Origin of the sequence: Curvibacter lanceolatus ATCC 14669, from assembly GCF_000381265.1 — a bacterium.
GTDB lineage: Bacteria > Pseudomonadota > Gammaproteobacteria > Burkholderiales > Burkholderiaceae_C > Curvibacter > Curvibacter lanceolatus.
This window is the reverse complement of record NZ_KB906263.1, coordinates 156,741-178,762: the sequence shown is the minus strand read 5'-3', so window position 1 is coordinate 178,762 and position 22,022 is coordinate 156,741. Positions and strand designations below refer to the sequence as shown.

Below are 22,022 nucleotides of genomic sequence, written 5' to 3'. Positions count from 1 at the left end.
CAGGAGCGCAGCCCATGCCAAACCGGCCATCCTTTGCCTTGATCCGTCCTTTCCTTGTGGCTTGGGGCATGGTGATGTGCGCCTTGCTGGCGACGCCAGCCCAGGCCGTGCCCGCCTTTGCGCGCCAGACCGGCGAGAACTGCGTGGCCTGCCACACCGCTTTCCCCGAGCTGACGCCCTTTGGACGCGAGTTCAAGCTCAACGGCTACACCTGGGGCGAGCGGGCGGCGGTGCCGCTGGCGGTGATGATGCAGGCCTCGCTGACCCAGATGGCCCAGTCGCAGGATGCGGGCGGCCGCACGCTGATGCCGCACGAAGGCGATCTGCAGTTCGACCGCCTCTCGGTGTTTGCCGCAGGCAAGATCAACGACCACGTGGGCGGCTACACCCAGTGGGCCTACAACAACAACCGCGTACCGGGCCAGGACGGCGGCACGGTGGGGCATGCCGGTATCCATGACTTCGACCTGCGCGCCATCCAGCGCCTGCGCCTCGGGGGCAAAGACCTGGTGCTGGGCTTCAACCTGAACAACAACCCGACCCTGCAGGACGTGTGGAACAGCACGCCGGTGTGGCGCGGCATCCCGTTCACGGGCTCCAACCTGCCGCGGCCCCAGGCCATGGGCAGCATGCTGCTCGACGGCGGGCTGGGCCAGAAGGTGGTGGGCCTGGGGGCTTACGCCTGGTGGGATCGCCAGTGGTATGGCGAACTCAGCACCTACGGCAGCGCGGTCAACACCTGGCGGGTGCTGAGCACCGGGGTGTCGCTGGACAGCATGAACCGCCTGCGCGGCTACAACAACCCGTATTGGCGCCTGGCCTGGAACCGCGAATGGGGGGCGCATTCGCTGATGCTGGGTCACTACGGCATGGTGGCCGACAAATACCCCAACCCCGGCACGCCGCACGGCGACACTGACCGCTTCACCGACCTGGGGCTGGATGCGCAGTACCAGGTCCTGTCCGACCCGTCGATCTTCTCGCTGCAGGGCTCGCTGGGCCATGAGCGGCAGAACCTGCGCGCCAGCTTTGCCCGCGGCGCGGCCAGCCACCCCGACAACCACCTGCAGGCCCTGCGGCTCAAGGCCTCTTACCTGTACGAGCGCACCTATGGCGCCTCGCTGGCCTATGTGGACGTGCGCGGCAGCCGCGATGCCGGCCTGTACGGCCGGGTGCGCGACAGCGCCACGGGTGCCCCGGTCAGTGACCGCCCCGATACCCGCAGCTACATCGCTGAGCTGGACTACAACCTGAACCCGCAGATGCGCCTGATGCTGCAGTACACCGGCTACCTGAAGTGGAATGGTGCGACGGCCAACATCGATGGCCGGGGCCGCAAGCCCTCCGACAACAACACCCTGTTCCTGGGTTTGTGGTTTCTGTTCTGAAGGGGGCACATCCTATGAAAAAGCATTTTCTGGCCGCCGGCGCGATGGCCTTGTCCTGGATGGTGGCTCAGGCCGGAGCGCAGACCGTGCCGGGCCCCGAAGCCCCGGCCTTGGCGCGCCAGGTCTGCGTGACCTGCCACGGCCCGGGCGGGCGCACCGATTCGGGCCAGTTCCCCAGCCTGGCCGGGCAAAGCGAGGCCTACCTGCTGGCGCAACTGAAGGCCTACCGCGACCACAGCCGCGCCAACCTGAATGCCCAGCGCTTCATGTGGGGCGTGGCCTCCTGGCTCAGCGAGGCCGACCTGCAGTCGCTGGCCACCTATTACGCGGCCCAGCCGCCGGCACCCGCCCGCGCTGCGGCCCGCACCCCTGAGCAGCAGGCCGCCTACGCGCGCGGCCAGGCCTTGTTCCAGGCCGGTGAGCCGGCCCGGGGCGTGCTGGCCTGCGTGGCCTGCCATGGTGCGCAGGCCCAGGGCCTGGGCGCCATCCCGCGTCTGGCCGGGCAGAACGCCCGCTACCTGGCCCAGCAACTGGCGGTGTTCAAGGGCCACGACCAGGCCGATGGCGCGGCCATGGCGGCTGAGGCCGGCCCGCTGACGCCCGAGCAGGTGCACGACCTGGCCTTGTACCTGCAGGCCCTCTGAAGCCATGGGCACGCTGCAGACCTTGCCCGTGTGTGTGTTCGATGGCGGTTGGAACCTGCCCCTGTGGGCGGCCATCGAACAAGGCTTTTTCGAAGTGCGGGGGCTGGCCATCGAGCTCACGCTGACGCCCAGTTCGCGCGCCATGATGCAGGGCTTTGCCGAGGGGCGTTACCCCCTGATCCTGGTCAGCGCCGACAACGTGGTGGCCTACCAGCAGAACCTGGCCGAGGTGCCGGTGCCGGGTGAGCCCGATGCGGTGATCGTGCTGGGGGGCGACGCCGGCTTTCTGAGTCTGGTGGCGGCGCCCGGCATCCGCACGCTGGACGATCTGCAGGGCCGGGTGCTGGCGGTGGACGCGCCCGACACTGGCTTTGCGCTGGTGCTGTACGAGCTGCTGGCACGGGCGGGCCTGCCGAAGGATTCGCTGCACATCGAGCCGCAGGGCAGCACCGAGCAGCGCTACCAGGCGCTGCTGGCCGGGCGCTGCGCCGCCACCTTGCTGCGCACCCCGTACGAGCTGCTGGCAGCCCAGCAGGGCTGCCGGGTGCTGGCCCGTTCGGCCGACGCCTTGCCCCACTACCAGGGCACGGTGGGCGCCACGCGCCAGGCCTGGGCCGAGCAGCACCCGGTTGAACTCAAGGCCTTTTTGCAGGCGTACCGCCAAGGACTGGCCTGGTGTCGGCGTCAGCCGGCCGCTGCGTGCGCCTTGTTGCAGGCCCACGTGCCAGGCCTGGACCCGGCGCTGGCCCGGGCCGCCTACGGCCTGCTGATGGACCCGACCCATGGCCTGACGCCGGATCTGGCGGTGGACCGCCAGGGCATGCTGACCGTGGCCGCCCTGCGCCGGCGCTACCTGCCGGCCGCCTTGGGGCGGCAGGAGCGCATGCAATACCGCGCCAGCTGGTGAGGGCGCAAGGCACGCAGGCTTTGCCAGGGGCGCTGCCCCTCGGTGGGCGTCAGTCGGGCTGTTCGCCCCGTGCCATGCGGGCTTCGATGGCGTCCAGCACCGGGAGCAGGTCGGCCACGCTGTCGATCACATAGTGCGCGCCGCCGGCCAGCAGCTCGGCGGTGGCCTGTTCGCGCAGGGCCTGTTGCTCGGCGGGCGGGGTGGCCTGCCACTGGGCTTCGTTCAGGCCCAGGGTGTTGCCACTGATGGCCAGGCCCACCACCCAGCAGCCGATGGCGCGGCCCTCCTGCAGGCCCGGCACGGTGTCGTCCACCTTGACCACGGCCGCGGGCGGCCACACCTGCAGGTCGGACAGGGTGCGCACCATCATCAGCGGGCCGGGCCGGGCGCTGACCATGTCGCCCGCGCAGACCAGGTTGTCGGGCGTGTAGCCCTGGGCCGCGGCCAGGGGCTGCACCACGGCCATGATGGGGCGGTTGTAGCCGGTGGTCGAGCCGATCTTCAGGCCGCGTGCGCGCAGCGCCTGCACGGTGGCCAGCGCACCCGGGATCAGCTGCGCATGGTCGCGCACGCTGGCGGCGTTCATGGGCGTGAAGACCTCGTACAGCGTGTCGCAGTCGGCGTCGTCAAAGGGGCGGCCGTGCACGCGCTGCCACTCTGCCGCGATGCGGGGGGCATGGCCCAGGGCGTGGATGTGGTCCCACTTGGCCAGGCCCATGGGCACGCGCGCCTCGGCCACGTCGATGCGCACGCCGTAGCGGGCAAACAGCTGCACAAAGGCGTCCATGGGGGCCAGGCTGCCGAAGTCGATCACGGTGCCGGCCCAGTCGAACACGACGGCTTGCAGGGGAAGAGAGGGGTGGTTCATGCGCTACCTCCGGTGGGGTTCACCAGGCGTTGAAGACTTCTTCGGCCAGGCCGAAGGCGGTGCTGGCGCCGGTGCCGCTGGTCACGGTCACCAGGCGGGTGTGGGCGTCGGGGGCCTGCACGATGCAGGGCTCGGTGGCCGAGGACGGGTAGGTGCCCACCCAGCGTTCGGTCACCTCGGCCTGGCTCAGGTGCAAGGCCTCGCGCAGGTGGCGCAGGATGAGCTGGTCCACCGCTTCGAGCGCGAAGGGCGGCAGCACCGGCCCGTAGTGGTGCGAGTCACCCACCACCAGCGAGCCGTCGGCGCTCTGCACCACGATCAGGTGGATGCCGTGCTGCAGGCTCAAGCCCTCTTCGCGCAGCAGTTGCTCGCGCAGCGCCTGGGCTTCGGGCAGCTCGGAATAGCCCTCGTAGCGCACCAGGCTCAGGTCGCCCATCACCGAGCCCTGCAGCTTGAAGCCGGGCTGGGGCTGCACGCGCAGCATCTGCAGCTGGCACAGGCGGATCTGGTGCGGCGTCCATTGCGGGGCGAACAGGCCGTTGAGTTCGGCATTGGTGCACACCACCACGCGCTCGGCCCGGTAGCGCCCGCGCGAGGTCTCGACCACCGGCGTCTGCACCGACTGCACCGTCTCGCCGAAGCGGAACTGCACGCCCAGCACCTCGGCCAGCCACTGCGTGAGTTGCGGGATCGCGCTGCGCGACTCCACGCGCAGCTCGTGCGGGCTGTACAGCACCGATTGCAGGCCCTCGGTCTGCAGCGCCGGGTGGCGGCGCGCGGCTTCGGCCGGGCTCAGCAGCTCGCAGTGCTCACCCATCTCGGTGCGCATGAAGGCCTCGAGCACGGCATGCGAGGCGGGCCGCTGGGCGCGCAGCCACAGGCCCTGGTGCAGCACCTCGATGCCGGCCTGGGGGGCCACCTCGGCCCACACCTGGCGCGAGCGCAGGGCGCGGCCCCAGCTGGCGCCGGCCTTCTGGCCGGTGATGGTGACAAAGCCGAAGTTGCGGATGGAGGCGCCGATGCACTGGGCATCGCGCTCCACCACCACCACCTTGAGGCCGCGTTGGGCCGCCCAGTAGGCGTGGGCCAGGCCGACAATGCCGGCGCCGACCACGAGCAGGTCACAGGATTCGGGGTTGTTGTTCATGGTGAAGTGGACAGGTTGAGGGTTGTGAACAAAGGGATGGGCCGAGCACGCCCCTGCCGGCCAATTCAACGGGCATTGGCGGACATTCGCGGGCAACGGGGGGGCTCAGCGTGGGGGAGGCTGCGGCCGTTCAGCTGCTGTCGGGGGTCGGGCTGTGGCGCGTCAACGGCGTCTCCAGCGCTGGGTGCGCGTCACCAGCAGGCGCTCCAGCGCCCCCAGCAGGGCGCGGCCCAGGCCAGCGCTGATGAAGATCAGCGTGGCCATGGCCGCAGCCGGGGCGATGTCGCCCGCGTCGTCCATGGCCAGCACGGCCAGCGAGGCCAGGGTGGTCTCGGGCGAGTAGATGAAGACCACGGCCGACACGGTGGTCATGGCGCTCACGAAGAAGTAGCCCGCCACCTGCAGCAGCGCGGGCAGGCACACCGGCAGGTGCACGCGCCACAGCGTCTTCCAGAAGGGCACGCCCAGCGATTCGGCCACCAGCTCGTACTCGCGGTCGAGCTGGCGCAGCGCGGTCAGCTGCGTGATGTGGGCCACCGAGAAACAATGCGCCACGGTGCAGAGGCTCATCAGCGTCAGGCTGCCGTACAGGCCGTGCAAGGGGTTCCAGCCGGCGTTGAAGAACAGGATGTAGCCCAGGCCGAGCGCCAGGCCCGGCACGGCCATGGGCACCGAGGCGATGCCGTTGAGCACCTGGCGCGCCGTGGCAAAGGCGCGTGGCTTCTCGACCAGGTAGGCGGTCAGAAAGCTCAGCGCGCTGCCCAGCACGGCGGTGCCGGCGGCCATGCGCAGCGAGTTGCCGTAGCTGGCCCAGCCGCCGCCGTCCATCATGTCGAAGTCGTAGTTCTTGAACGAGGGCGTGAGGTTGTAGGGCCAGAAGCTGGCCAGCGAGGCGAACACGGCCACCGCCAGCACGCCCAGCAGGGCCAGGGCGATCAGGGCGCAGTAGGCGAACAGGGCGCGGTCCAGCCCCGGCTGGGGCTGCGGCTGGTAGGGCACCGAGCGCACCCCCAGGCTGGCGCTCTGGCGCGCGCGCAGGTGCTGTTCGGCGGCAAAGGCCAGGGCCGCCGGCAGCAGCAGGATCAGCGCCACCACCGCCCCCATGGGCAGGTTCTGCTGGCCGATCACCTGCTTGTAGATGTCGGTGGCCAGCACCTGGGTGTTGCCCCCGATCACCTTGGGCACGCCGAAGTCGGTGATCACCAGCACGAACACCACGATCCACGAAATCATGAGCCCATAGCGGCTGCCCGGCAGCGTGACCTGGCAGAACACGCGCCAGCGGCTGGCGCCCAGGGTGGTGGCGGCCTCGATCAGTCGAGCATCGCTGGTGGCCAGCGCGGTGCTGAGGATCAGCAGGGCGTGCGGAAAGGTCCATAGCACCGAGCCGGTGACGATGCCGAAGGGCCCGTAGGCCGGCAGCCCCAGCAGCGCACCCTTGAGCAGGCCCTGGTTGCCGAACAGGTAGATCAGGCTGATGGCCATCAGCAGCGAGGGCGCCAGCAGCGGGATCAGGGCCACGGCGCGGAACAGCCGCGCGCCGCGCACGCAGGACTGGGTCAGCGCATAGGCATAGCCATAGGCCAGCAGCACGCACACGCTGGCGCTCAGGGCCGACAGCCACAGGCTGTTGAACAGCGAGCTCAGCACATTCGGGCTGCGGGCATAGGCGGCAAAGTGGGCCAAGCCCACGAACTCGCCCGAGCTGCCCCACAGGCTCATGCCCAGCAGGGCCAACACCGGCAGGGCAATGCCCACGGCCAGCAGCAGCAAGGCCCCGCCCAGCAGGGCGGCCAACCAGGGCTTTTCGGGCGTGGCCGTGGCCGCAGGGGGCGCTGACGCTGGGGCCTGGGTCAGGGGCAGCGTGCTCATGCGGCGCGCCTCACCGATTCGGGCAGCGGCAGCACGTGCAGGGCGGGTGCCGGCAGGCTCAGCAGCAGCTCGCCGTGCAGCCACTCGGGCAGGCGGGCATCGGCCCCGGTGGGCCATTGGGCGTCCAGCGTGGCCTGCAGGCTGTCGCAGTGCAGGCGCAGCAAGGCGGTGGGGCCGTGGAACTGGGTCTCCAGCACGCGGGCGCGCACGGTGTTGGCGGGCAGTGCTGGCGCGGCAGCAAGGGCGGCAGCCGGGGCGGCCTGTAGCACCACGGCTTCGGGGCGCAGGCCCAGCAGCACCGGGCTGCCGGTGCGGTAGGCGCTGGTGTCGCAGGCCAGGCGGGTGCTGCCGGCCTCCAGCCAGCCGGCGGCCACCACGCGGGCCGGCAGCAGGTTCATGCGACCGACAAAGCCGGCCACAAAGCGGGTTTCGGGGCGGGCGTACAGTTGCTGGGGCGAGCCCTGCTGTTCGATCCGGCCCTCGTGCATCACCACCACCCGGTCGGCCATCGACAGGGCCTCGTCCTGGTCGTGCGTGACCATCACGGTGGTGATGCCCAGTTGTTGTTGCAGGCGGCGGATTTCGGCCTGCAGGCTGCCGCGCACCTGGGCATCGAGTGCGCTCAGGGGCTCGTCGAGCAGCAGCAGCTCGGGCCGTGGCGCCAGGGCGCGGGCCAGGGCCACGCGCTGCTGCTGGCCGCCCGAGAGCTGGGCCGGGTATTTGTGGCCCTGCTCACCCAGGCCGACCAGGGCCAGCATCTCGGCCACCCGTTCGGCCACCCGCTCGGCCTGTGGGGCACGCGCTGTGTTTTGCAGCCCGAAGGCCACGTTCTGCGCGGCCGTCAGGTTGGGGAACAGCGCGTAGCTCTGGAACACCACGCCGAAGCGGCGCTGTGCCGCCGGCCAGGCGGTGATGTCCTGGCCGCGCAGCGTCAGGCTGCCGGTGTCGGGGGTCTCGATGCCGCACAGGATGCGCAGCAAGGTGGTCTTGCCGCAACCCGAGGGCCCCAGCAGGCTGATGAACTCACCGGCGGCCACGTCCAGCGCGATGCCGCGCAGCACGGGTTGGGCGCGGTAGCGCTTGGTGATGTGTTGGATGGACAGCATGCGGGGCTCGGATCTCAGGCAAGGGTCTGGGCGGGATTACTTCTTCTCAGCCTTGGCTTCGTAGCGGCGGGCCCACTCGGTCAGGATGCGGTCGCGGTTGGCGGCAGCCCAGACGAAGTCGTTCTTGGCCAGCATCTTTTCCAGGTCGGAGGGCACGAACTCCAGGCGCTCCTGCACCTGCGGCAGGGCCAGCACGGCAAAGTTGGCGGCGTACAGTTCGTTGGCCTTCTTGGTCACCGACCAGTCGGCCAGGGCCTTGGCGGCGTCCAGCTTCTTGGTGGTCTTCATCACGCCGGTGGCTTCCACGTCCCAGCCCAGGCCTTCCTTGGGGAAGATGATGTCGATCGGGGCGCCGTCCTTCTTGGTCTTGTTGGCGCGGTATTCGAAGCTCAGGCCCACCGGGAACTCGCCGGCGCCGGCCTGGCGGCAGGGCTTGGAGCCGCTGTGGGTGTACACGCCCATGTTCTGGTGCAGGGCGTCCATGAAGGCCCAGCCTTTTTCCTCGCCCATCATCTGCAGCCAGGCCGAGACCATCAGAAAGCCGGTGCCGCTGGAGGCGGGGTGCGGCATGGTCAGGGTGCCCTTGAATTCAGGCTTGGTCAGGTCGGCCCAGCTGGTGGGGGTGGGCAGCTTGCGCTTGGCGGCTTCCACGGTGTTGAAGCACACGGCCGAGGACCACAGGTCCATGCCCACCCAGGTGGGGGTGGCGCGCGGGTCGCGCATGTTGGCGCGCACGGCCTCCAGGCCCTTGGGGGCGTAGGGCTGCAGCATGTTCTCCTTGTCCAGCAGCATCAGCGAGGTGGCGGCCAGGCCCCACACCACGTCAGCCTGCGGATTGGCTTTTTCGGCCAGCAGGCGGGCGGTGACGATGCCGGTGCTGTCGCGCACGAACTTGAGTTCGATCTCGGGGTGGTCCTGCTCGAAGGCGCTCTTGTAGGCCTTGATCTGGTCGGCTTCCAGGGCGGTGTAGACCAGCAGTTCGGTCTTGGCCAGGGCGGGCGAGGCGGCCAGGGCGGTGGCCAGCACGGTGCCGAACAGGCCCAGTCGGCGGGCCCAGGTGGAGATGGTGGTGCGCATGGTGAGAGTCCTGAAAAGTCGTTGCGAAGTCATTGCGAGGGCGGTGGCGAGAAACGCCTGACCGGGGGGTGGAGCCCGCCAGCCGGGGCTCTGGGCGCTAATTTAGGCAGCCTGTGTGAAACGCCGGTGTCACAAAGCCGCAAAATCCTGAAGCCACCATTGGTAGATTTGGGTCATGTTCGTCAGCCAACTCAAATCCTTCTTCACCGTGGCCCGCCTGGGCAGCGTGACCCAGGCGGCCCGCCAGCTGGGGCTGAGCCAGCCCACCGTCACCACCCAGATCAAGGCCCTGGAGGAGCACTACGGGGTGGAGCTGTTCCGCCGCCAGGGCGGGCGCCTGAGCCTGAGCGACGAAGGGGTGCAACTGCTGCCCCATGTCGACCAGTTGCTGCAGCAGGAGATCCAGGTCGAGTTCGCACTGCGAAACTCGGGCGATCAGCCGCGCGGCCACCTGCGGCTGGGGGCCACGGCGCCGTATTACGTGCTGGACATCGTGCAGCGCTTTCGCCAGCGCTACCCGCTGGTCGACCTGAGCCTGGGGGCGGGCAATTCGCGCCAGATGGTGGATGCGCTGCTGGCCTACCAGGTGGACCTGGCCACCTCGTCCCACCTGGAAACCGATGTGCGTCTGCACCGGCTGACCCTGGGCTCCGACCCGCTGGTGCTGATCCTGCACCGCAGCCACCCGCTGGCGGCCCGGCGGGCGCTGCGCCTGAGCGATCTGGCCGGCTGCGAGCTGATCGTGCGCGAGCGCGGCTCGACCACCCGCCAGCTCACCGAGGAGACCCTGGCCCGGGCCGGCGTGGCGGTGGGCCGCAGCATGGAGATCGCCAGCCGCGAGGCCATCCGCGAGGCGGTGATCCGGCGCATGGGGGTGAGCGTGTTCGCCCGCCACGAGGCCAGCGCCCACCCCGAACTGGCGGTGCTGCCGTTTGAGGACGAGGTGCCCAGCCTGGTCGAGTACCTGTATTGCCTGCGCGACAGACGTGGGGCGCGGCTGATCGCCGCCTTCCTGGAAAGCTGCGTTGTAGGCTGACGAACGGCGATGGCTCCGTATACTGACGGCCATCCATTTCAATCGCACCCCCGTGAATCCGCAGCAGGAACCTCTGGATGGCCTTTCGCCGATTCGCCAATAGCCTCGCCACCCGACTGATTGTCATCAGCATTGCCACGGTCGCTCTGGGCCTGGTCATGCGCATGACCTTGCTGCCTCTGGTGGTGCGCGGCAGCCTGGAAGACGTGGTGATGGGCCAGCAGGCCACGCTGGCGAACTACGTGGCCGACGACATCGACGCCAAGGTGCGGGCCCGTCGAGCCTTGCTGGAGCGGCTGGCCATCGAACTGCCGCCGGCTCTGCTGGGCCAGCCCGAGGCCCTGCAGGCCTGGCTGGCCGAGCGCCAGATGCTGGCGCCTTTGTTCTCGCACGGCTTCATCGTGATCCGCCCTGATGGGCGCGGCGCCTGGGCCGACTTTCCGCCCCGACCGCGCCAGCGCAGCAGCGCGTTCCATGACACCGACTGGTTCCGGCGGCTGGTGCAGCAGCCCGGCTTTGTGCTGGCTCGGCCCCGGCTTTCGGAGGCCTCCGGTGCGGCCGAACTGCTGATGGCCGTGCCGGTGCAAGACCCGCGAGGGCGTCTGCAGGCCGTGCTGGCCGGCGTCACCGAACTGGATGCCCCAGGTTTTCTGGACCTGCTCCAGCGCCCCCGGTCTGACAAGGGGGCCGACTTTCTGTTGATTTCACCGGCCGAGCAGATGTTCGTGGCGGCCTCGGTTCCCGAGCTGCGCCTGCAGCGCACGCCCACGGCGGGTGTCAACCCGCTGCACGACCGGGCCATGGCCGGTTGGCGCGGCGCAGGCGTCAGCACCAACGCCCGGGGCGGCGAGGAGATCGTCGGCGTGGCCAGCGTGCCCTCGGCTGGCTGGTTTGTGGTGGCGGGCATTCCGGCCGACGTGGCCTTCGAGGCGATGGGGGCCGTGCAGAAGCTGGCCTTGCGCTCCAGCCTGGTGATTGCCTCGGTGGTGTTGGTGGCCTTGGCCTTTGTGTTGCGTCGGCAGTTTCAACCGCTGATCGACAGTGCCCGGCGCATGCACCGCATGGCCGATCGGCTGGAGCCTCTGGCCCCGCTGCCTGTGGTGCGCCAGGACGAAGTGGGTGAGATGGTGGTGGGCTTCAACACCCTGCTGGAAAAGCTGCAGGAAAGCGAGCGCCGCATGGAGCACCTGGCCCACCATGACGCCCTCACCGGCCTGCCGAACCGGCGCAGCCTGATGGACCGCCTGACCCAGTTGCTGGCCCTGGCGCAGCGCCAGGACCGCCGCCTGGCCGTGATGTTCTTTGATCTGGACGGCTTCAAGCCCGTCAATGACCACCTGGGCCATGAGATGGGGGACCGCCTGCTGCAGGCCATTGCCACCCGTCTGCGCAGCGGTGTGCGTCAGGCGGATGTGGTGGCCCGCATCGGTGGCGACGAGTTCGTGCTGGTGATGTTCGATGTCGCCAGCCGTGAGGTGGCGGCCGAGCTGGCCCGCAAGCTGATCGATCAGCTGGCCCAGCCTTACCTCCTGGGCGAGCAGGAGATCCGCATCAGCGCCAGCGCCGGCCTGGCCTTGTACCCGGAGCATGCCCGCGACCGAGACCAGCTGCTGGCCCGGGCCGACACGGCGATGTACGCGGCCAAGCGAGCCGGGACGAATCAGATCCGCTTCGCTGGAGTGTGAGCCCCCACGGTCGTGCACTTCGTGTCACTCCCACGTGCGACCGCGAGACGCGGACGCTCTTCGCCCTGTCCAGCCCTGCGCAGGCAGGCCTGGAGCCGCAGGGCTCAGCCCCCCAAGGGGGCCGCAGCCCGCCTTCGGGCGGCCGGGCGGCGGGCTGACCTCTTCGCTTCAGGTCTGCTGGAGGCCTGACGGCCTCAACACCTGGGGGCTCACTTCGTGTCACTCCCACGTGCGGCCGCGAGACGCGGACGCTCTTCGCCCTGTCCAGCCCTGCGCAGGCAGGCCTGGAGCCACAGGGCTCAGCCCCCCGAGGGGGCCGCAGGCCGCCTTGGGGCGGCCCGGCGCCGGCCTGGGCTGTGAGCCCCCACGGTCATGCACTTCGTGTCACTCCCTGCCCCCCAAGGGGGCCGCAGCCCGCCTTCGGGCGGCCGGGCGGCGGGCTGACCTCTTCGTTTAAAGCTGGCTGAATTCAGAAGGGGGCCTGGTGGCCCCCAAATTTCGTTTTACTCCCACGTGCAGCCGCGAGACGCGGACGCTCTTCGCCCTGTTCAGTCCTGCGCTGGACCTTTTGACGTGCTGGAAAAAGAAGGGGGGCGCCAGGCCCCCTTCTTCTTCTCACGCTGCTGCGGGTGTCATTGCACTTCGCGGACCACGCGGTTGTTCAGGGGTTGGGTGGGGCGGGCGTTGTTGGGGAACAGTTTGGAGAACAGGCGCAGTTGCTCTGAGCTCAGGGTGACGGGGGTTTTCAGCACCAGCCACAGCACGCCTTCGGTGCAGGGGGGCGTGGTCAGGGAGCCGAGGAACTGGTAGTAGCGCAGGTCGGGGGGCAGCAGGTCGGCCACGTTCAGGGCGCCGGGGGGCATTTGCACGCGGTCCTGGTTGTCCAGGGGCATGTAGGTCCAGACCTTGTTGATGAAGGCGCTGGTCGGGCCCGGGTCCATCAGCACGGCGACCACGGCCAGCTGGTTCTGGTCGTTCTTGTGCACCAGGTGGGCCACCATGGAGTAGCCCTTGTAGTTGATGCGTTCTTCGGCCGGGTGGTGGAAGTGGAACTGCAGCAGCTTGTAGGTCGAGCCGCGCACGGTCAGGGTGTTGGGGCTGGCCGGGTCGAGGTCGACCTGGATGGTGTGGCCGTTGTTCACCACCGAGGCCGTGCTGGGCATGTAGCGCAGCTGCAGCGGTTCGGCCGGCCCCACCAGGGTGTCGGCGTCGGTGATGTGCACCGGCGACTGGCGCCGGCCCAGGCTGCAGGTGCTGAACTCGGGCTGCATCTTGCCCCAGGCCGCCGGGCCGTTCTCGCCCTCGTACTCCCAGTGGGCGCTGCCGTGCTGGCCGTGCACCTCGGCGGCGGCCCCTTCGGCCTTGCCGTGCCCATCCTCGCCCCCGGCCATGGCTGCGGCCTTGGCCCGGATGTACTCGCGGCTGTTGCCCTCCTTGTCGGCGGCGGCGATTCTGCGCGCATCGATCGGGTTGGCCAGGGCGCCCGAAGGCTTGGTGGGCGTGGCCTTGGGCATGCGCACCTCGATCACGGTGGCGCCTTCGCCCTTGGCGCCGCGGCCGGCCTGGTTGTTGCGCTCCACGCCCTCGCGGATCCGGGCGGCCACATCAGCCGGGCTGGCGGCCGGGCTGGCTTTTTCAGCCTTCTCTGTGGCTTTGGCGGGGGGCTTGCCATGGGCATCGCCATGGTCGTCCGCCCCGCGGGCGGTGCCCGCCATGCCCAGACCCAGGGCGCAGGTCAGCACGAGCAGAGACAGGGTCAAGGGTCGATTCATGCCGGGTCGGTCCGTCGGCAGGAGGGTTCTGGTGTGTTCTTGGTTCTTCGTCATCATCGGACCCGTGGTTTGTGACCGTTCTGATTTGAATGTCAGTAAAGGTTACTTGCTTTATCGGCATCCGACGCCCTCACTTGAGCCGGCCACGCTGTCTTTGCCGGGGCAGCGCTATATAGTCAGCACCCGGGTGAGCCGGCTTGACGCCTCGCCCGGTTTTTTCTGAAGCCCTGACCTGTCCTGAGCCGCCGTGACCATCCAGACCGACGATTTCGCCCCTGTTCCCGCCCCTGACCGGCGCGTGGTGTCGGCGGCGCCGACCTCGCCCCATGAAGAGGCCATCGAACGCGCCTTGCGCCCCAAGCTGCTCGACGAGTACGTGGGCCAGGCCAAGGTGCGTGAGCAGCTCGACATCTTCATCGGCGCCGCACGCAAGCGATCCGAGGCGCTGGACCACGTGCTGCTGTTCGGCCCGCCCGGGCTGGGCAAGACCACTTTGAGCCACATCATCGCGGCCGAACTGGGCGTGAACCTGCGCCAGACCAGTGGCCCGGTGCTCGAAAAGCCCAAGGACCTGGCCGCGCTGCTGACCAACCTCGAGAAGAACGATGTGCTGTTCATCGACGAGATCCACCGGCTTTCGCCCGTGGTGGAGGAAATCCTCTACCCCGCCCTGGAGGACTACCAGATCGACATCATGATCGGCGAGGGGCCGGCGGCGCGCAGCATCAAGCTGGATCTACAGCCCTTCACCCTGGTGGGGGCCACCACCCGGGCCGGCATGCTGACCAACCCGCTGCGCGATCGCTTCGGCATCGTGGCGCGGCTGGAGTTCTACACCGCCGAAGAGCTGACCCGCATCGTGCGCCGCAGCGCCGGCCTGCTCAACACCCCGATCGATGATGACGGCGCCTTCGAGATCGCCCGCCGCTCACGCGGCACCCCCCGCATCGCCAACCGCCTGCTGCGCCGGGTGCGCGATTACGCCGACGTCAAGGGCGATGGCCGCATCAGCCGCGCCATCGCCGAACGCGCGCTGACCATGCTCGACGTCGACCCGCAGGGTTTTGACGTGATGGACCGCAAGCTGCTGGAGGCCGTGATCCACCGCTTTGACGGCGGCCCGGTCGGGCTGGACAACATCGCCGCCAGCATCGGCGAAGAGTCGGGCACCATCGAAGACGTGATCGAACCCTACCTGATCCAGCAAGGCTACCTGCAGCGCACGCCGCGCGGCCGCATCGCCACCCTGGCCGCCTACCGCCACCTGGGGGTGACGCCCTCGAAGAACGCGAGCGACTTGTCGGGGGCCTGATCAGCCTGCCCGGTCGGTGGCCGGGGCCGCATTTTTCACCAGCAGCCACTGCGCCAGGTAATAGCTGCCCAGCACCCACAGCGTGGCCTGAGGCAGCGGGCTGACGAAGCGGTTGAGGGCCAGCAGCGAGTCGCTCACCATGAAGCACAGGCTGCCGGCGGCCACGCCCCAGGCGGCCGGGGTGCGCAGCACGGTGGCCCGGCCCAGGGCCTGGGCGGCCATCAGCACGATCACGCCCACATAGGCCGGCACGGCCACGCGCAGCACCGGGTCCAGATGCGGCCACAGCACGGCCAGCATCAGCGCCCCGGCGCTGGCGCAGCCCAGCAGGGCCGGGCGGCTGGCCAGCCAGGAGGCGTCCTGGCGCCAGCGCGCCAGGTAGGCCAGGTGGCCGATCAGAAAGGCGGCCAGGCCGGGCAGGAACAGGCCGGGCAGCATCAGCATCACGTCGCCCACCAGGCAGGCGCCCAGGGCCAGCAGCAGCCGCCCTTCGGGTTGGCCCGGCGGGGTGCGGCGCAGCACCCACAGCCAGGCCAGGGCCATGGCCAACGGTTTGAACAGGTGGTGCCAGCCCTGCAGGCCCTCGGCCCCCGTGAGGGTGGCCAGCGCCGCGGCTTCGAGCATGCCCACCTCCAGCCAGGTCAGGCGCCCTTGCAGGGCCGCACCCAGACACCACCAGCCCAGCACCAACGCCGCGGCCCACGGCAGCAGCTGCGCCAGCACATGGCCTTCGGCCAGCCACAAAAAGCTGGCCGAGGCGCCCAGCAGGGCCAGAAACTGCGCGCCGCAGAACAGGGCCTGCGGGCCCGACAAAGAGGGATCGAAGCGGGGCACGGCGGCCGGGTCGAAGGCGGGTTTCACGGCGCCCAGGCCGGGCGGCTGCCAGCCCGGTGGCTTGAACCACAGGCGCAGCCGGTCGCCCCATCGTGGGGTGTGGGCGCCTGAGCGCAGCAGACCGGCATAGACCTCGGCATTGGCCCACAGCGGGTTGCAGCTGTTCAAGGGGCTGCGGGTGCCGTACACGCAGGGCTCGGTCTCTTCGCGGAAGGTGCCGAACAGCCGGTCCCACAGGATCAGGATGCCGCCGTAATTGCGGTCCAGGTAAGCGTCGTTGACCGCGTGGTGCACGCGGTGGTTGGAGGGCGAGGCAAAGACCCGGTCGAACCAGCCCAGACGCGGCACGTGCTCGGTGTGGATCCAGAACTGGTAGAGCAGGTCGATCAGCGCCACCACGGCAAACTGCTGGGGCGGCACGCCGGCCAATGCCATCGGCAGGTAGAACAACCAGGCCAGCAGGGGGCCGCTGCTGGTCTGGCGCAGCGCGGTCGACAGGTTGTAGTGCTGGCTCTGGTGGTGCACCACGTGCGCGGCCCACAGCAGGGCCACCTCATGGCCCATGCGGTGCAGCCAGTAGTAGCAGAAGTCGTAGAACAGCAGGGCCAGCCCCCAGCCGGGCAGGCTGAGCCAGAAGTCATTGACGCGCCACAGGGCTGCATGCCGCCAGGCCAGGGTGTACAGGCCCAGCGTCAGGCCCACCATGAACACGGCGCTCAGCTGGCTGAGCACGCCCAGGGCCAGGCTGCTCAGGGTGTCGTGCAGGCGGTAGGTGTTGCGGCCGGTGTGCCGGCCCCAGGCGTATTCCAGCGCCATCAGCGCGAAGAACACGGGGGTGGCCAGGACGATGATCTGGGTGGCGTTCATGCCCGCATTGTTGGCGCTGCCGCCCGTCGGGCGGCTCCGCATCAACCCGGGGGCAGGCCCCCGGCTTCAGGTCAGTGCGCCGCGGGCGTCCACCGTGATGATGCGTTCGACCACGCCGTGCTCCAGCCCGCCGCGCACGCCGACCAGGTGGTCGTGCAGGTTGACGGTGGGGTCGCAATGGCCGGGGATCAGCCACAGGGTCTGGCCCACGGCCGGCAGCGCAGCGGCGGGGCGCACGGTGGTCAGCAGGCCGTGCTCGTCGCCGCCATTGCTGAACACCAGCGGCTCGGCCCCGGGGGGCGTGTGCACGCGGGGCATGCCGCTGTCCACGGCATGGCTCTTGTGGCCGGCGTCGCACACCGCATGGCTGTGGCGGGCGCTGATGACCTGGGTCTTGACGAACAGGGCGTGTTCGAACTGGGGTTGCGCCGGGTCGCGCTCGTTGAGGGCGTAGTCGGCGTCCATGAACAGAAAGGAGCCGGCCTGCAGCTCGCCGTACACGCCGCTGGCGGCCTCCAGCACCAGGGTGCCGGTGCCGGCGCCGGTGATCAGGGGGATCTGGAAGCCCGCGCTCTGCAGGGCCTCGCAGCTGCGGTTCACGGCCTGCACGGCATTGGCGATGGCCTGGCGGCGTTCGCTGGCGCTGCGCAGGTGCTGGGCCCCGCCGTGGTAGGCGTGCAGCCCGCCGAACTGCAGGCGCGGCCGGCCCTTGATGTCGCGCACCAGTGCCACGGCGGCCTCGCCCGGCGCCACGCCGCAGCGGCCCTGGCCCACATCGACCTCGACCAGCACACGCACGCGGGCGCTGCTGAGCGCCAGGGCCTGGTCCAGGCGCTCGATGCCGAGCGCGCTGTCCACCGCCAGCGTCAGCCAGCCGCCGCGCGTGGCCAGGGTTTGCGCCAAGGCGGCGACGCGGGCCAATTTGGCGGGCGCGATCACCTGGTTGCTGATGTAGATGTCGTTCACGCCGCCAGCGGCCAGGGCCTCGGCCTCGCTGGTCTTTTGCACGCAGCAGCCGGTGGCGCCGGCGCTGATCAGCAGGCGGGCCAGCTCGGCGCTCTTGTGCATCTTGGCGTGCGGGCGCCACTGGATCTGGTGCTTGGCGCTGAAATCGACCATGCGCTGGATGTTGCGGTCCATGGCGTCGAGGTCGACCACCAGGGCGGGGGTGTCTATCGCGTCGACGCCTTGGCCGCGCAGGGCCAGCAGCGCCTCAGGTGGTGCTTTCATCGAGGGACTCGTCTTGTAGGTGTTGGGTGTCGGACCAGCCCACCAGGGTGAAGCCCTGGGGGGTCCAGAGCAGTCGGTTGATGGCGGCATTGCCCAGGGCCCAGGTGCGCGGGGCCTGCAGCTCCTGGCCGGTGGCGGCACGGTACAGCACGTCCATCACACCGCCGTGGGCCACCAGCACGATCTGCTCGCCCGCGTGGCGCTCGGCCAGCTCGGCCGCGGTGCTGACCACGCGCTGGCGAAAGCTCAGCAGCGATTCGCCGCCCTCGGGTGCGAATTCGGGGTCGCGGGTGCGCCATTTGTGGGCCTGGTCGGGCAGTTCGGTTTCGATCTCGGCAAAGGTTCGGCCCTCGAAGGTGCCGAAGCCGCGTTCGCGCAGGCCGGTGTGCGGGGTGACGCTGAGGCCGGTGTGCTCGCTGATCTGGCCGGCCGTCTGCCAGGCCCGGGTCAGATCGCTGGCATAGATGGCGTGCAGCGACTCCGAGGCCAGGGCGGCGCCCACGCGGCGCGCCTGCCACAGGCCTTGGTCGTTGAGGGGGATGTCGAGTTGGCCCTGGATGCGGGTGTCCACGTTCCAGGCGGTTTCGCCATGTCGGATGGCAATGATTCGGGTGACTTCCATGGCGGTCATTCTAGGCGTCCGTTGAAGCCACCAGCGTTTGCACCCGGTGGCGTTCAGGGCGGCATCATCACGTCGATGTTGACGCGCCTGAGGCCTTTGGGCGGGGTCGGAAAGCCTTGCAGCGAGGCCTCGAACAGCGCGCCCAGGGTGACTTCTTCGCTGCGGGTGAGGCCGTCGCTGGCAGCGTGGGTCTCGTACACCGGCTTGCCATCGGTGTGGCTGCGGATCAGCAGGGCCACCTCGCGCAGCACCCGCGGCGGCGCATAGGGCATGCCGCCCCAGATGCCGCGCGTGCCCGAGCCGTAGTACATGCCACGCCCGGCCCAGACCCGGCCCGACCAGCCATAGCCGGGCCAGCCGCCGAAGGGGTAGGGGGCAAAGGGGTCGGTGACGGTGGTGGTGCGCACGCCCACCTGCACGCTGAACTGGGCGTTGGCGTCGTCGCGCTGGAGGCCCACCTTTTCAAGCGCCTTCTGGGCCAGGGCCTCGATGCGGGCCTGGGTTTCAGGCGGGGTGGCCTGTTCCTGCGAGGGCAGGCGCTCGAAGCGGAATCGGCTGCCCGGCGCCACCACCGGGGTGCTGGCATAGGTCTCGACATCGCTCTCGACCTCCCAGCGGGTGCTGGCACAGCCACTCAGCAGCAGGACCAGCAGGCCCAGCCAGAGCAGCCCGGGCCATCGTGTCGTTGCGCGTTTGCTCGTCATGTGGATCTCCTGACCCCGGTGGGTGTCGGATGCGGAAACTTCAGAGCTGCACCACCTGCAGGCCGTTCAGGGCCGGGCTGCTGGCGGGAAACTCTTCGTGGTCAAAGGCCTTGTCGCCCTCGTCGTCGGCGATGCCGGTGGGGCGCAGGTTCTTGAAGTCGTGCAGCTTGGCATCCATCAGGTGCGAGGGCACCACGTTTTGCAGCGCCGTGAACATGTTCTCGATGCGGCCGGGGTGCTTTTTCTCCCAGTCGCGGATCATGTTGCCGACCTGCTTGCGCTGCAGGTTCTCCTGGCTGCCACACAGCGTGCAGGGGATGATGGGGAACTGGCGGTGCTCGGCCCAGCGGATCAGGTCTTTTTCGGCCACATTGGCCAGTGGGCGGATCACCGTGAACTCGCCGTTGTCGCTGACCAGCTTCGGTGGCATGCCCTTGAGCTTGCCGCCAAAGAACATGTTCAGGAAGAAGGTCTGAAGCATGTCGTCGCGGTGGTGACCCAGGGCCAGCTTGTTGCATTTGAGCTCGCGCGCCACGCGGTACAGGATGCCGCGGCGCAGCCGGCTGCACAGGCTGCACATGGTCTTGCCCTCGGGCACCTTCTCCTTGACGATGGAGTAGGTGTCCTGGGTCTCGATGTGGAAGGGGATGCCCAGGCCGGCCAGGTACTCGGGCAGGATGTGGTCGGGAAAGCCCGGCTGCTTCTGGTCGAGGTTGACGGCCACCAGCTCGAAGCTGATGGGCGCACGCGCCTTGAGCTTGAGCAGGATGTCGAGCATGCCGTAGCTGTCCTTGCCGCCCGACATGCACACCATGATGCGGTCACCGGCTTCGATCATGTTGAAGTCGACAATGGCCTGGCCCACCTGGCGGCACAGGCGCTTTTCCAGCTTGTGGGTCTCGCGCTCGATCTTCAGTTCGCGCTTCTGGGCGTCCGCATCCTCGGTGGAGGCGGTGGTTTCGGGGTCAATCCAAACGGCATTCATGGCGCTTATTGTCGCATTGGAGCCGGAAGTTGGCTCTGTTTGTGCTGGCTCACGCAGGTCTTATCGATGCCTCGTCTCCGCTGGGATGGCCATTTGGCCGTCTTCTAAAATTTCCAGCTTGGCGACCTGCACGGGCATGCCCAGCACGCCGGGCAGCCGGATCAAACGGTGGGTTCGCTGACCGATCGCGCTTTCCTTTCCAACACACAGCCTGAGGCGTTGGGTCGAGCGCAGGGTGCTCGCGGCCTGTCGAACCCGGCGACCCATTGCCAATGGGGTGCAGACCGTCACGGGTGAGCCGCGGGGCATGGACAGGCCAGTTCATGATGTCAGCCCGTACCACCGGAGCAGGTTTTCGGTGAAATTTTCCGGGGCATCGGGGCGCATCGCCCGCTGACGGTTGATTTCCTGAACCACATCCAGGGGTTCGCTGGGTGGCGGGTTGACCCAATGGGTTTGATCGCCATCGAGTTCGATTTCCAGCGGCTCATCCTGGCCGCGCAACCTGACCAGCACCCGGTCACGGGCCAGACCCTGGGCGTGCAGAATCACCTCGGGTTCAACGGGTGAGCCGAGGAAGCGCCCGGTGAAGGCATCGGTGCAAGAGCGAAGGCCGTTGGCTGCCAGCAGCGAGGGCAGGAAATCGGTTTGCTGCCAACGCCCCGGCAGCGGGCCGCCTTGCCTGAACTCAGCCCCCAGCAGGACCGCAGGGATGCGCGCCGGTGCCTCCGTGCCCAGGAGGGCTTGTTCGCCCGGTCGACGGACCGTCATGCTGCGATGGTCACCGGTGATGACCAGCAGCCCCCGGTCAAAAAAGTGCTGTTGCTCCAGCGTTCGCACAAATTGCCCGATCTCTTGATCGGCATAGCGAAAAGCGTTGTTTTCGTTGTGACCGGGTTGGCCCGGAATTCGGAACGGCGGGTGGGTGGTGGTGGTCTGGAGCACGGCGAAGAAGCGGTCGTTGTCCCGCTCGTTTGCGTACCAATGCAGAAAGCGCTGATACAAGGCATGGTCTCCAGGTTCATTGAAAGACCCGCGTGGCAAACCTTGATAGAAAGCGTTCTCGGGCCCCTCGACGTGGTCGAAGCCCAGGTGACGCAGCCAGGCGCCCGTGTTGAGAAAGCCGAGGTCGGCGGTTCTGAAGTACCAGGTCGAGATGCCAGCAGCACGCAACTGCTTGAAGGCCTGATGCCTGTCATTCTCGAAGCCTTCATAGGCGTTGAAACTCTGGTATCGGTGAACGGTGGGCAGCGGTACGTGACCCGTCAACAAGGCGATCAGTCCGCCGTCAGTGGTGAATCCGTTGGCGTAGAACGATTCGATGTAGCTGTATTTCTGGGCCAGTTCGTCCAGTTGTGGCAATTCGTGGCCCAGCCCCGACATGACTTGGCTGTGGTACAGCGACAGCGATTCGACCACCAGCAGGATCACCGGTCGAGGGTGTGGGGATCGGGTGGGGGCCAGGCAGGTGCTCGGCGGGGCGGCGGCGTGCTCGAGTGTGTTGTGCAACGCTGCGGAATAGGCTTGGTCTTCCCCGCTGGGCAGGTTGATGGTGATCAGATCGCGGTAATTGTTGGCCGCGATGTGTCCGACTTCATCGGCCTCCTCGTGCATCCCCAGCAGCAGAGGGACCACCAGGATGGGCCACAGACCGGATGCCCGCGAGGCGCCAGGCGTGCGCCTCCAGGTGAGCACCACCAAGGACAAGCCGGTCAGGCCCGTCAAGCAGAGCAGTGCGACAGAGCGGGCTGAGCTGAATGTGGGCAGGGCCACCGTGCTGTTGAGCCGGACATGTCCGGCATAACGCAGGATGTCGGGCAGGTTGAGCCGATTGTTGAGCAGGTCGAAGACGGCAATGTCGACGGCGAAGCAGACGATCAGCAGCACGCCCGCCATCGCCAGCACGGTACGGATCAGGCGCGGCATCAGCCAGGACAGGCCCACCAGGGCCAGCAGAATCGCGAAG

Annotated in this window: 18 protein-coding genes; 6 read left to right on the top strand and 12 right to left on the bottom strand. The window is 68.7% G+C overall.

Going from position 1 to position 22,022, the window contains the following annotated elements; all coding sequences use genetic code 11:
• Window positions 1–14 precede the first annotated feature (14 nt).
• Genes F624_RS0119395 through F624_RS0119385 form a run of 3 tightly spaced genes read left to right on the top strand, consistent with a single transcriptional unit; the run spans window position 15 to window position 2,939 of the window.
• Complete coding sequence (locus tag F624_RS0119395; RefSeq protein WP_031255590.1) at window positions 15–1,388, top strand: hypothetical protein; 1,374 nt, start codon at window positions 15–17, stop codon at window positions 1,386–1,388.
• 14 nt (window positions 1,389–1,402) lie between these two features.
• Window positions 1,403–2,032: a c-type cytochrome gene (locus F624_RS0119390; protein WP_019576006.1), complete on the top strand. Its 630-nt coding sequence runs from the start codon at window positions 1,403–1,405 to the stop codon at window positions 2,030–2,032.
• 4 nt (window positions 2,033–2,036) lie between these two features.
• The gene (locus tag F624_RS0119385) at window positions 2,037–2,939 is read left to right on the top strand and encodes an ABC transporter substrate-binding protein (protein WP_019576005.1); all 903 of its coding nucleotides are present in this window, start codon (window positions 2,037–2,039) and stop codon (window positions 2,937–2,939) included.
• A gap of 49 nt (window positions 2,940–2,988) precedes the next feature.
• On the opposite strand, the gene phnX is transcribed toward F624_RS0119385, so the two are convergent.
• From phnX to F624_RS0119360, 5 genes are all read right to left on the bottom strand, one after another.
• Entirely contained in the window at window positions 2,989–3,807 is an 819-nt protein-coding gene (phnX, locus tag F624_RS0119380; protein WP_019576004.1) for a phosphonoacetaldehyde hydrolase, read from the bottom strand.
• 19 nt (window positions 3,808–3,826) lie between these two features.
• The gene (locus tag F624_RS0119375; RefSeq protein ID WP_019576003.1) at window positions 3,827–4,954 is read right to left on the bottom strand and encodes a TIGR03364 family FAD-dependent oxidoreductase; all 1,128 of its coding nucleotides are present in this window, start codon (window positions 4,952–4,954) and stop codon (window positions 3,827–3,829) included.
• A 162-nt stretch (window positions 4,955–5,116) separates the two neighbouring features.
• Complete coding sequence (locus tag F624_RS0119370; RefSeq protein WP_019576002.1) at window positions 5,117–6,826, bottom strand: putative 2-aminoethylphosphonate ABC transporter permease subunit; 1,710 nt, start codon at window positions 6,824–6,826, stop codon at window positions 5,117–5,119.
• Window positions 6,823–7,932, bottom strand: coding sequence for an ABC transporter ATP-binding protein (locus tag F624_RS0119365; RefSeq protein ID WP_019576001.1), 1,110 nt, complete (start codon window positions 7,930–7,932; stop codon window positions 6,823–6,825). The genes F624_RS0119370 and F624_RS0119365 overlap by 4 nt, the downstream gene beginning before the upstream one ends.
• A 36-nt stretch (window positions 7,933–7,968) precedes the next feature.
• On the bottom strand, window positions 7,969–9,009 hold the full coding sequence (locus tag F624_RS0119360; protein WP_019576000.1) for a putative 2-aminoethylphosphonate ABC transporter substrate-binding protein: 1,041 nt from the start codon (window positions 9,007–9,009) through the stop codon (window positions 7,969–7,971).
• A gap of 175 nt (window positions 9,010–9,184) precedes the next feature.
• On the opposite strand from F624_RS0119360, the gene F624_RS0119355 reads away from it, so the two are divergent.
• Together F624_RS0119355 and F624_RS0119350 are read left to right on the top strand one after the other, a co-directional pair.
• Window positions 9,185–10,045, top strand: a complete 861-nt coding sequence (locus F624_RS0119355) for a LysR substrate-binding domain-containing protein (RefSeq protein WP_019575999.1) — start codon at window positions 9,185–9,187, stop codon at window positions 10,043–10,045.
• Between the two features lie 77 nt (window positions 10,046–10,122).
• Complete coding sequence (locus F624_RS0119350) at window positions 10,123–11,730, top strand: sensor domain-containing diguanylate cyclase (RefSeq protein WP_019575998.1); 1,608 nt, start codon at window positions 10,123–10,125, stop codon at window positions 11,728–11,730.
• A 632-nt stretch (window positions 11,731–12,362) separates the two neighbouring features.
• Here the strand turns inward: F624_RS0119350 and F624_RS33545 are convergent.
• On the bottom strand, window positions 12,363–13,502 hold the full coding sequence (locus F624_RS33545; protein WP_169426661.1) for a carbonic anhydrase family protein: 1,140 nt from the start codon (window positions 13,500–13,502) through the stop codon (window positions 12,363–12,365).
• A gap of 247 nt (window positions 13,503–13,749) precedes the next feature.
• Between F624_RS33545 and ruvB the strand changes: the two genes are divergently transcribed.
• Window positions 13,750–14,814 (top strand): Holliday junction branch migration DNA helicase RuvB, encoded by a 1,065-nt coding sequence (gene ruvB / locus F624_RS0119340; protein ID WP_019575996.1) that lies wholly within the window; start codon window positions 13,750–13,752, stop codon window positions 14,812–14,814.
• Here the strand turns inward: ruvB and F624_RS0119335 are convergent, their stop codons facing one another.
• The 6 genes from F624_RS0119335 to F624_RS0119305 form a co-directional block, all read right to left on the bottom strand.
• Window positions 14,815–16,515 (bottom strand): lysoplasmalogenase family protein, encoded by a 1,701-nt coding sequence (locus tag F624_RS0119335; protein ID WP_043426304.1) that lies wholly within the window; start codon window positions 16,513–16,515, stop codon window positions 14,815–14,817.
• 66 nt (window positions 16,516–16,581) lie between these two features.
• Entirely contained in the window at window positions 16,582–17,745 is a 1,164-nt protein-coding gene (locus tag F624_RS0119330) for a DSD1 family PLP-dependent enzyme (RefSeq protein WP_019575994.1), read from the bottom strand.
• Entirely contained in the window at window positions 17,729–18,367 is a 639-nt protein-coding gene (locus F624_RS0119325) for a histidine phosphatase family protein (RefSeq protein ID WP_031255582.1), read from the bottom strand. Before F624_RS0119325 ends, F624_RS0119330 begins: the two co-directional genes overlap by 17 nt.
• Before the next feature lie 53 nt (window positions 18,368–18,420).
• Entirely contained in the window at window positions 18,421–19,071 is a 651-nt protein-coding gene (locus F624_RS0119320; protein WP_019575992.1) for a DUF4136 domain-containing protein, read from the bottom strand.
• A gap of 40 nt (window positions 19,072–19,111) precedes the next feature.
• Window positions 19,112–20,056: a tRNA 2-thiocytidine(32) synthetase TtcA gene (gene ttcA, locus F624_RS0119315; RefSeq protein ID WP_019575991.1), complete on the bottom strand. Its 945-nt coding sequence runs from the start codon at window positions 20,054–20,056 to the stop codon at window positions 19,112–19,114.
• A 321-nt stretch (window positions 20,057–20,377) separates the two neighbouring features.
• On the bottom strand, window positions 20,378–21,982 hold the full coding sequence (locus F624_RS0119305) for an LTA synthase family protein (protein WP_169426658.1): 1,605 nt from the start codon (window positions 21,980–21,982) through the stop codon (window positions 20,378–20,380).
• Window positions 21,983–22,022: the final 40 nt, after the last annotated feature.

Bases quoted from the DNA above. Each gene is read 5' to 3' on its own strand.
- F624_RS0119305 (WP_169426658.1), bottom strand. From the start codon at position 21,982: ATGCCGCGCCTGATCCGTACCGTGCTGGCGATGGCGGGCGTGCTGCTG.
- F624_RS0119330 (WP_019575994.1), bottom strand. From the start codon at position 17,745: ATGAAAGCACCACCTGAGGCGCTGCTGGCCCTGCGCGGCCAAGGCGTC.
- F624_RS0119370 (WP_019576002.1), bottom strand. From the start codon at position 6,826: ATGAGCACGCTGCCCCTGACCCAGGCCCCAGCGTCAGCGCCCCCTGCG.
- F624_RS33545 (WP_169426661.1), bottom strand. From the start codon at position 13,502: ATGAATCGACCCTTGACCCTGTCTCTGCTCGTGCTGACCTGCGCCCTG.
- ttcA (WP_019575991.1), bottom strand. From the start codon at position 20,056: ATGAATGCCGTTTGGATTGACCCCGAAACCACCGCCTCCACCGAGGAT.
- F624_RS0119385 (WP_019576005.1), top strand. From the start codon at position 2,037: ATGGGCACGCTGCAGACCTTGCCCGTGTGTGTGTTCGATGGCGGTTGG.
- F624_RS0119360 (WP_019576000.1), bottom strand. From the start codon at position 9,009: ATGCGCACCACCATCTCCACCTGGGCCCGCCGACTGGGCCTGTTCGGC.
- F624_RS0119390 (WP_019576006.1), top strand. From the start codon at position 1,403: ATGAAAAAGCATTTTCTGGCCGCCGGCGCGATGGCCTTGTCCTGGATG.
- F624_RS0119355 (WP_019575999.1), top strand. From the start codon at position 9,185: ATGTTCGTCAGCCAACTCAAATCCTTCTTCACCGTGGCCCGCCTGGGC.
- F624_RS0119325 (WP_031255582.1), bottom strand. From the start codon at position 18,367: ATGGAAGTCACCCGAATCATTGCCATCCGACATGGCGAAACCGCCTGG.
- F624_RS0119350 (WP_019575998.1), top strand. From the start codon at position 10,123: ATGGCCTTTCGCCGATTCGCCAATAGCCTCGCCACCCGACTGATTGTC.
- F624_RS0119365 (WP_019576001.1), bottom strand. From the start codon at position 7,932: ATGCTGTCCATCCAACACATCACCAAGCGCTACCGCGCCCAACCCGTG.
- F624_RS0119375 (WP_019576003.1), bottom strand. From the start codon at position 4,954: ATGAACAACAACCCCGAATCCTGTGACCTGCTCGTGGTCGGCGCCGGC.
- F624_RS0119320 (WP_019575992.1), bottom strand. From the start codon at position 19,071: ATGACGAGCAAACGCGCAACGACACGATGGCCCGGGCTGCTCTGGCTG.
- phnX (WP_019576004.1), bottom strand. From the start codon at position 3,807: ATGAACCACCCCTCTCTTCCCCTGCAAGCCGTCGTGTTCGACTGGGCC.
- F624_RS0119335 (WP_043426304.1), bottom strand. From the start codon at position 16,515: ATGAACGCCACCCAGATCATCGTCCTGGCCACCCCCGTGTTCTTCGCG.
- F624_RS0119395 (WP_031255590.1), top strand. From the start codon at position 15: ATGCCAAACCGGCCATCCTTTGCCTTGATCCGTCCTTTCCTTGTGGCT.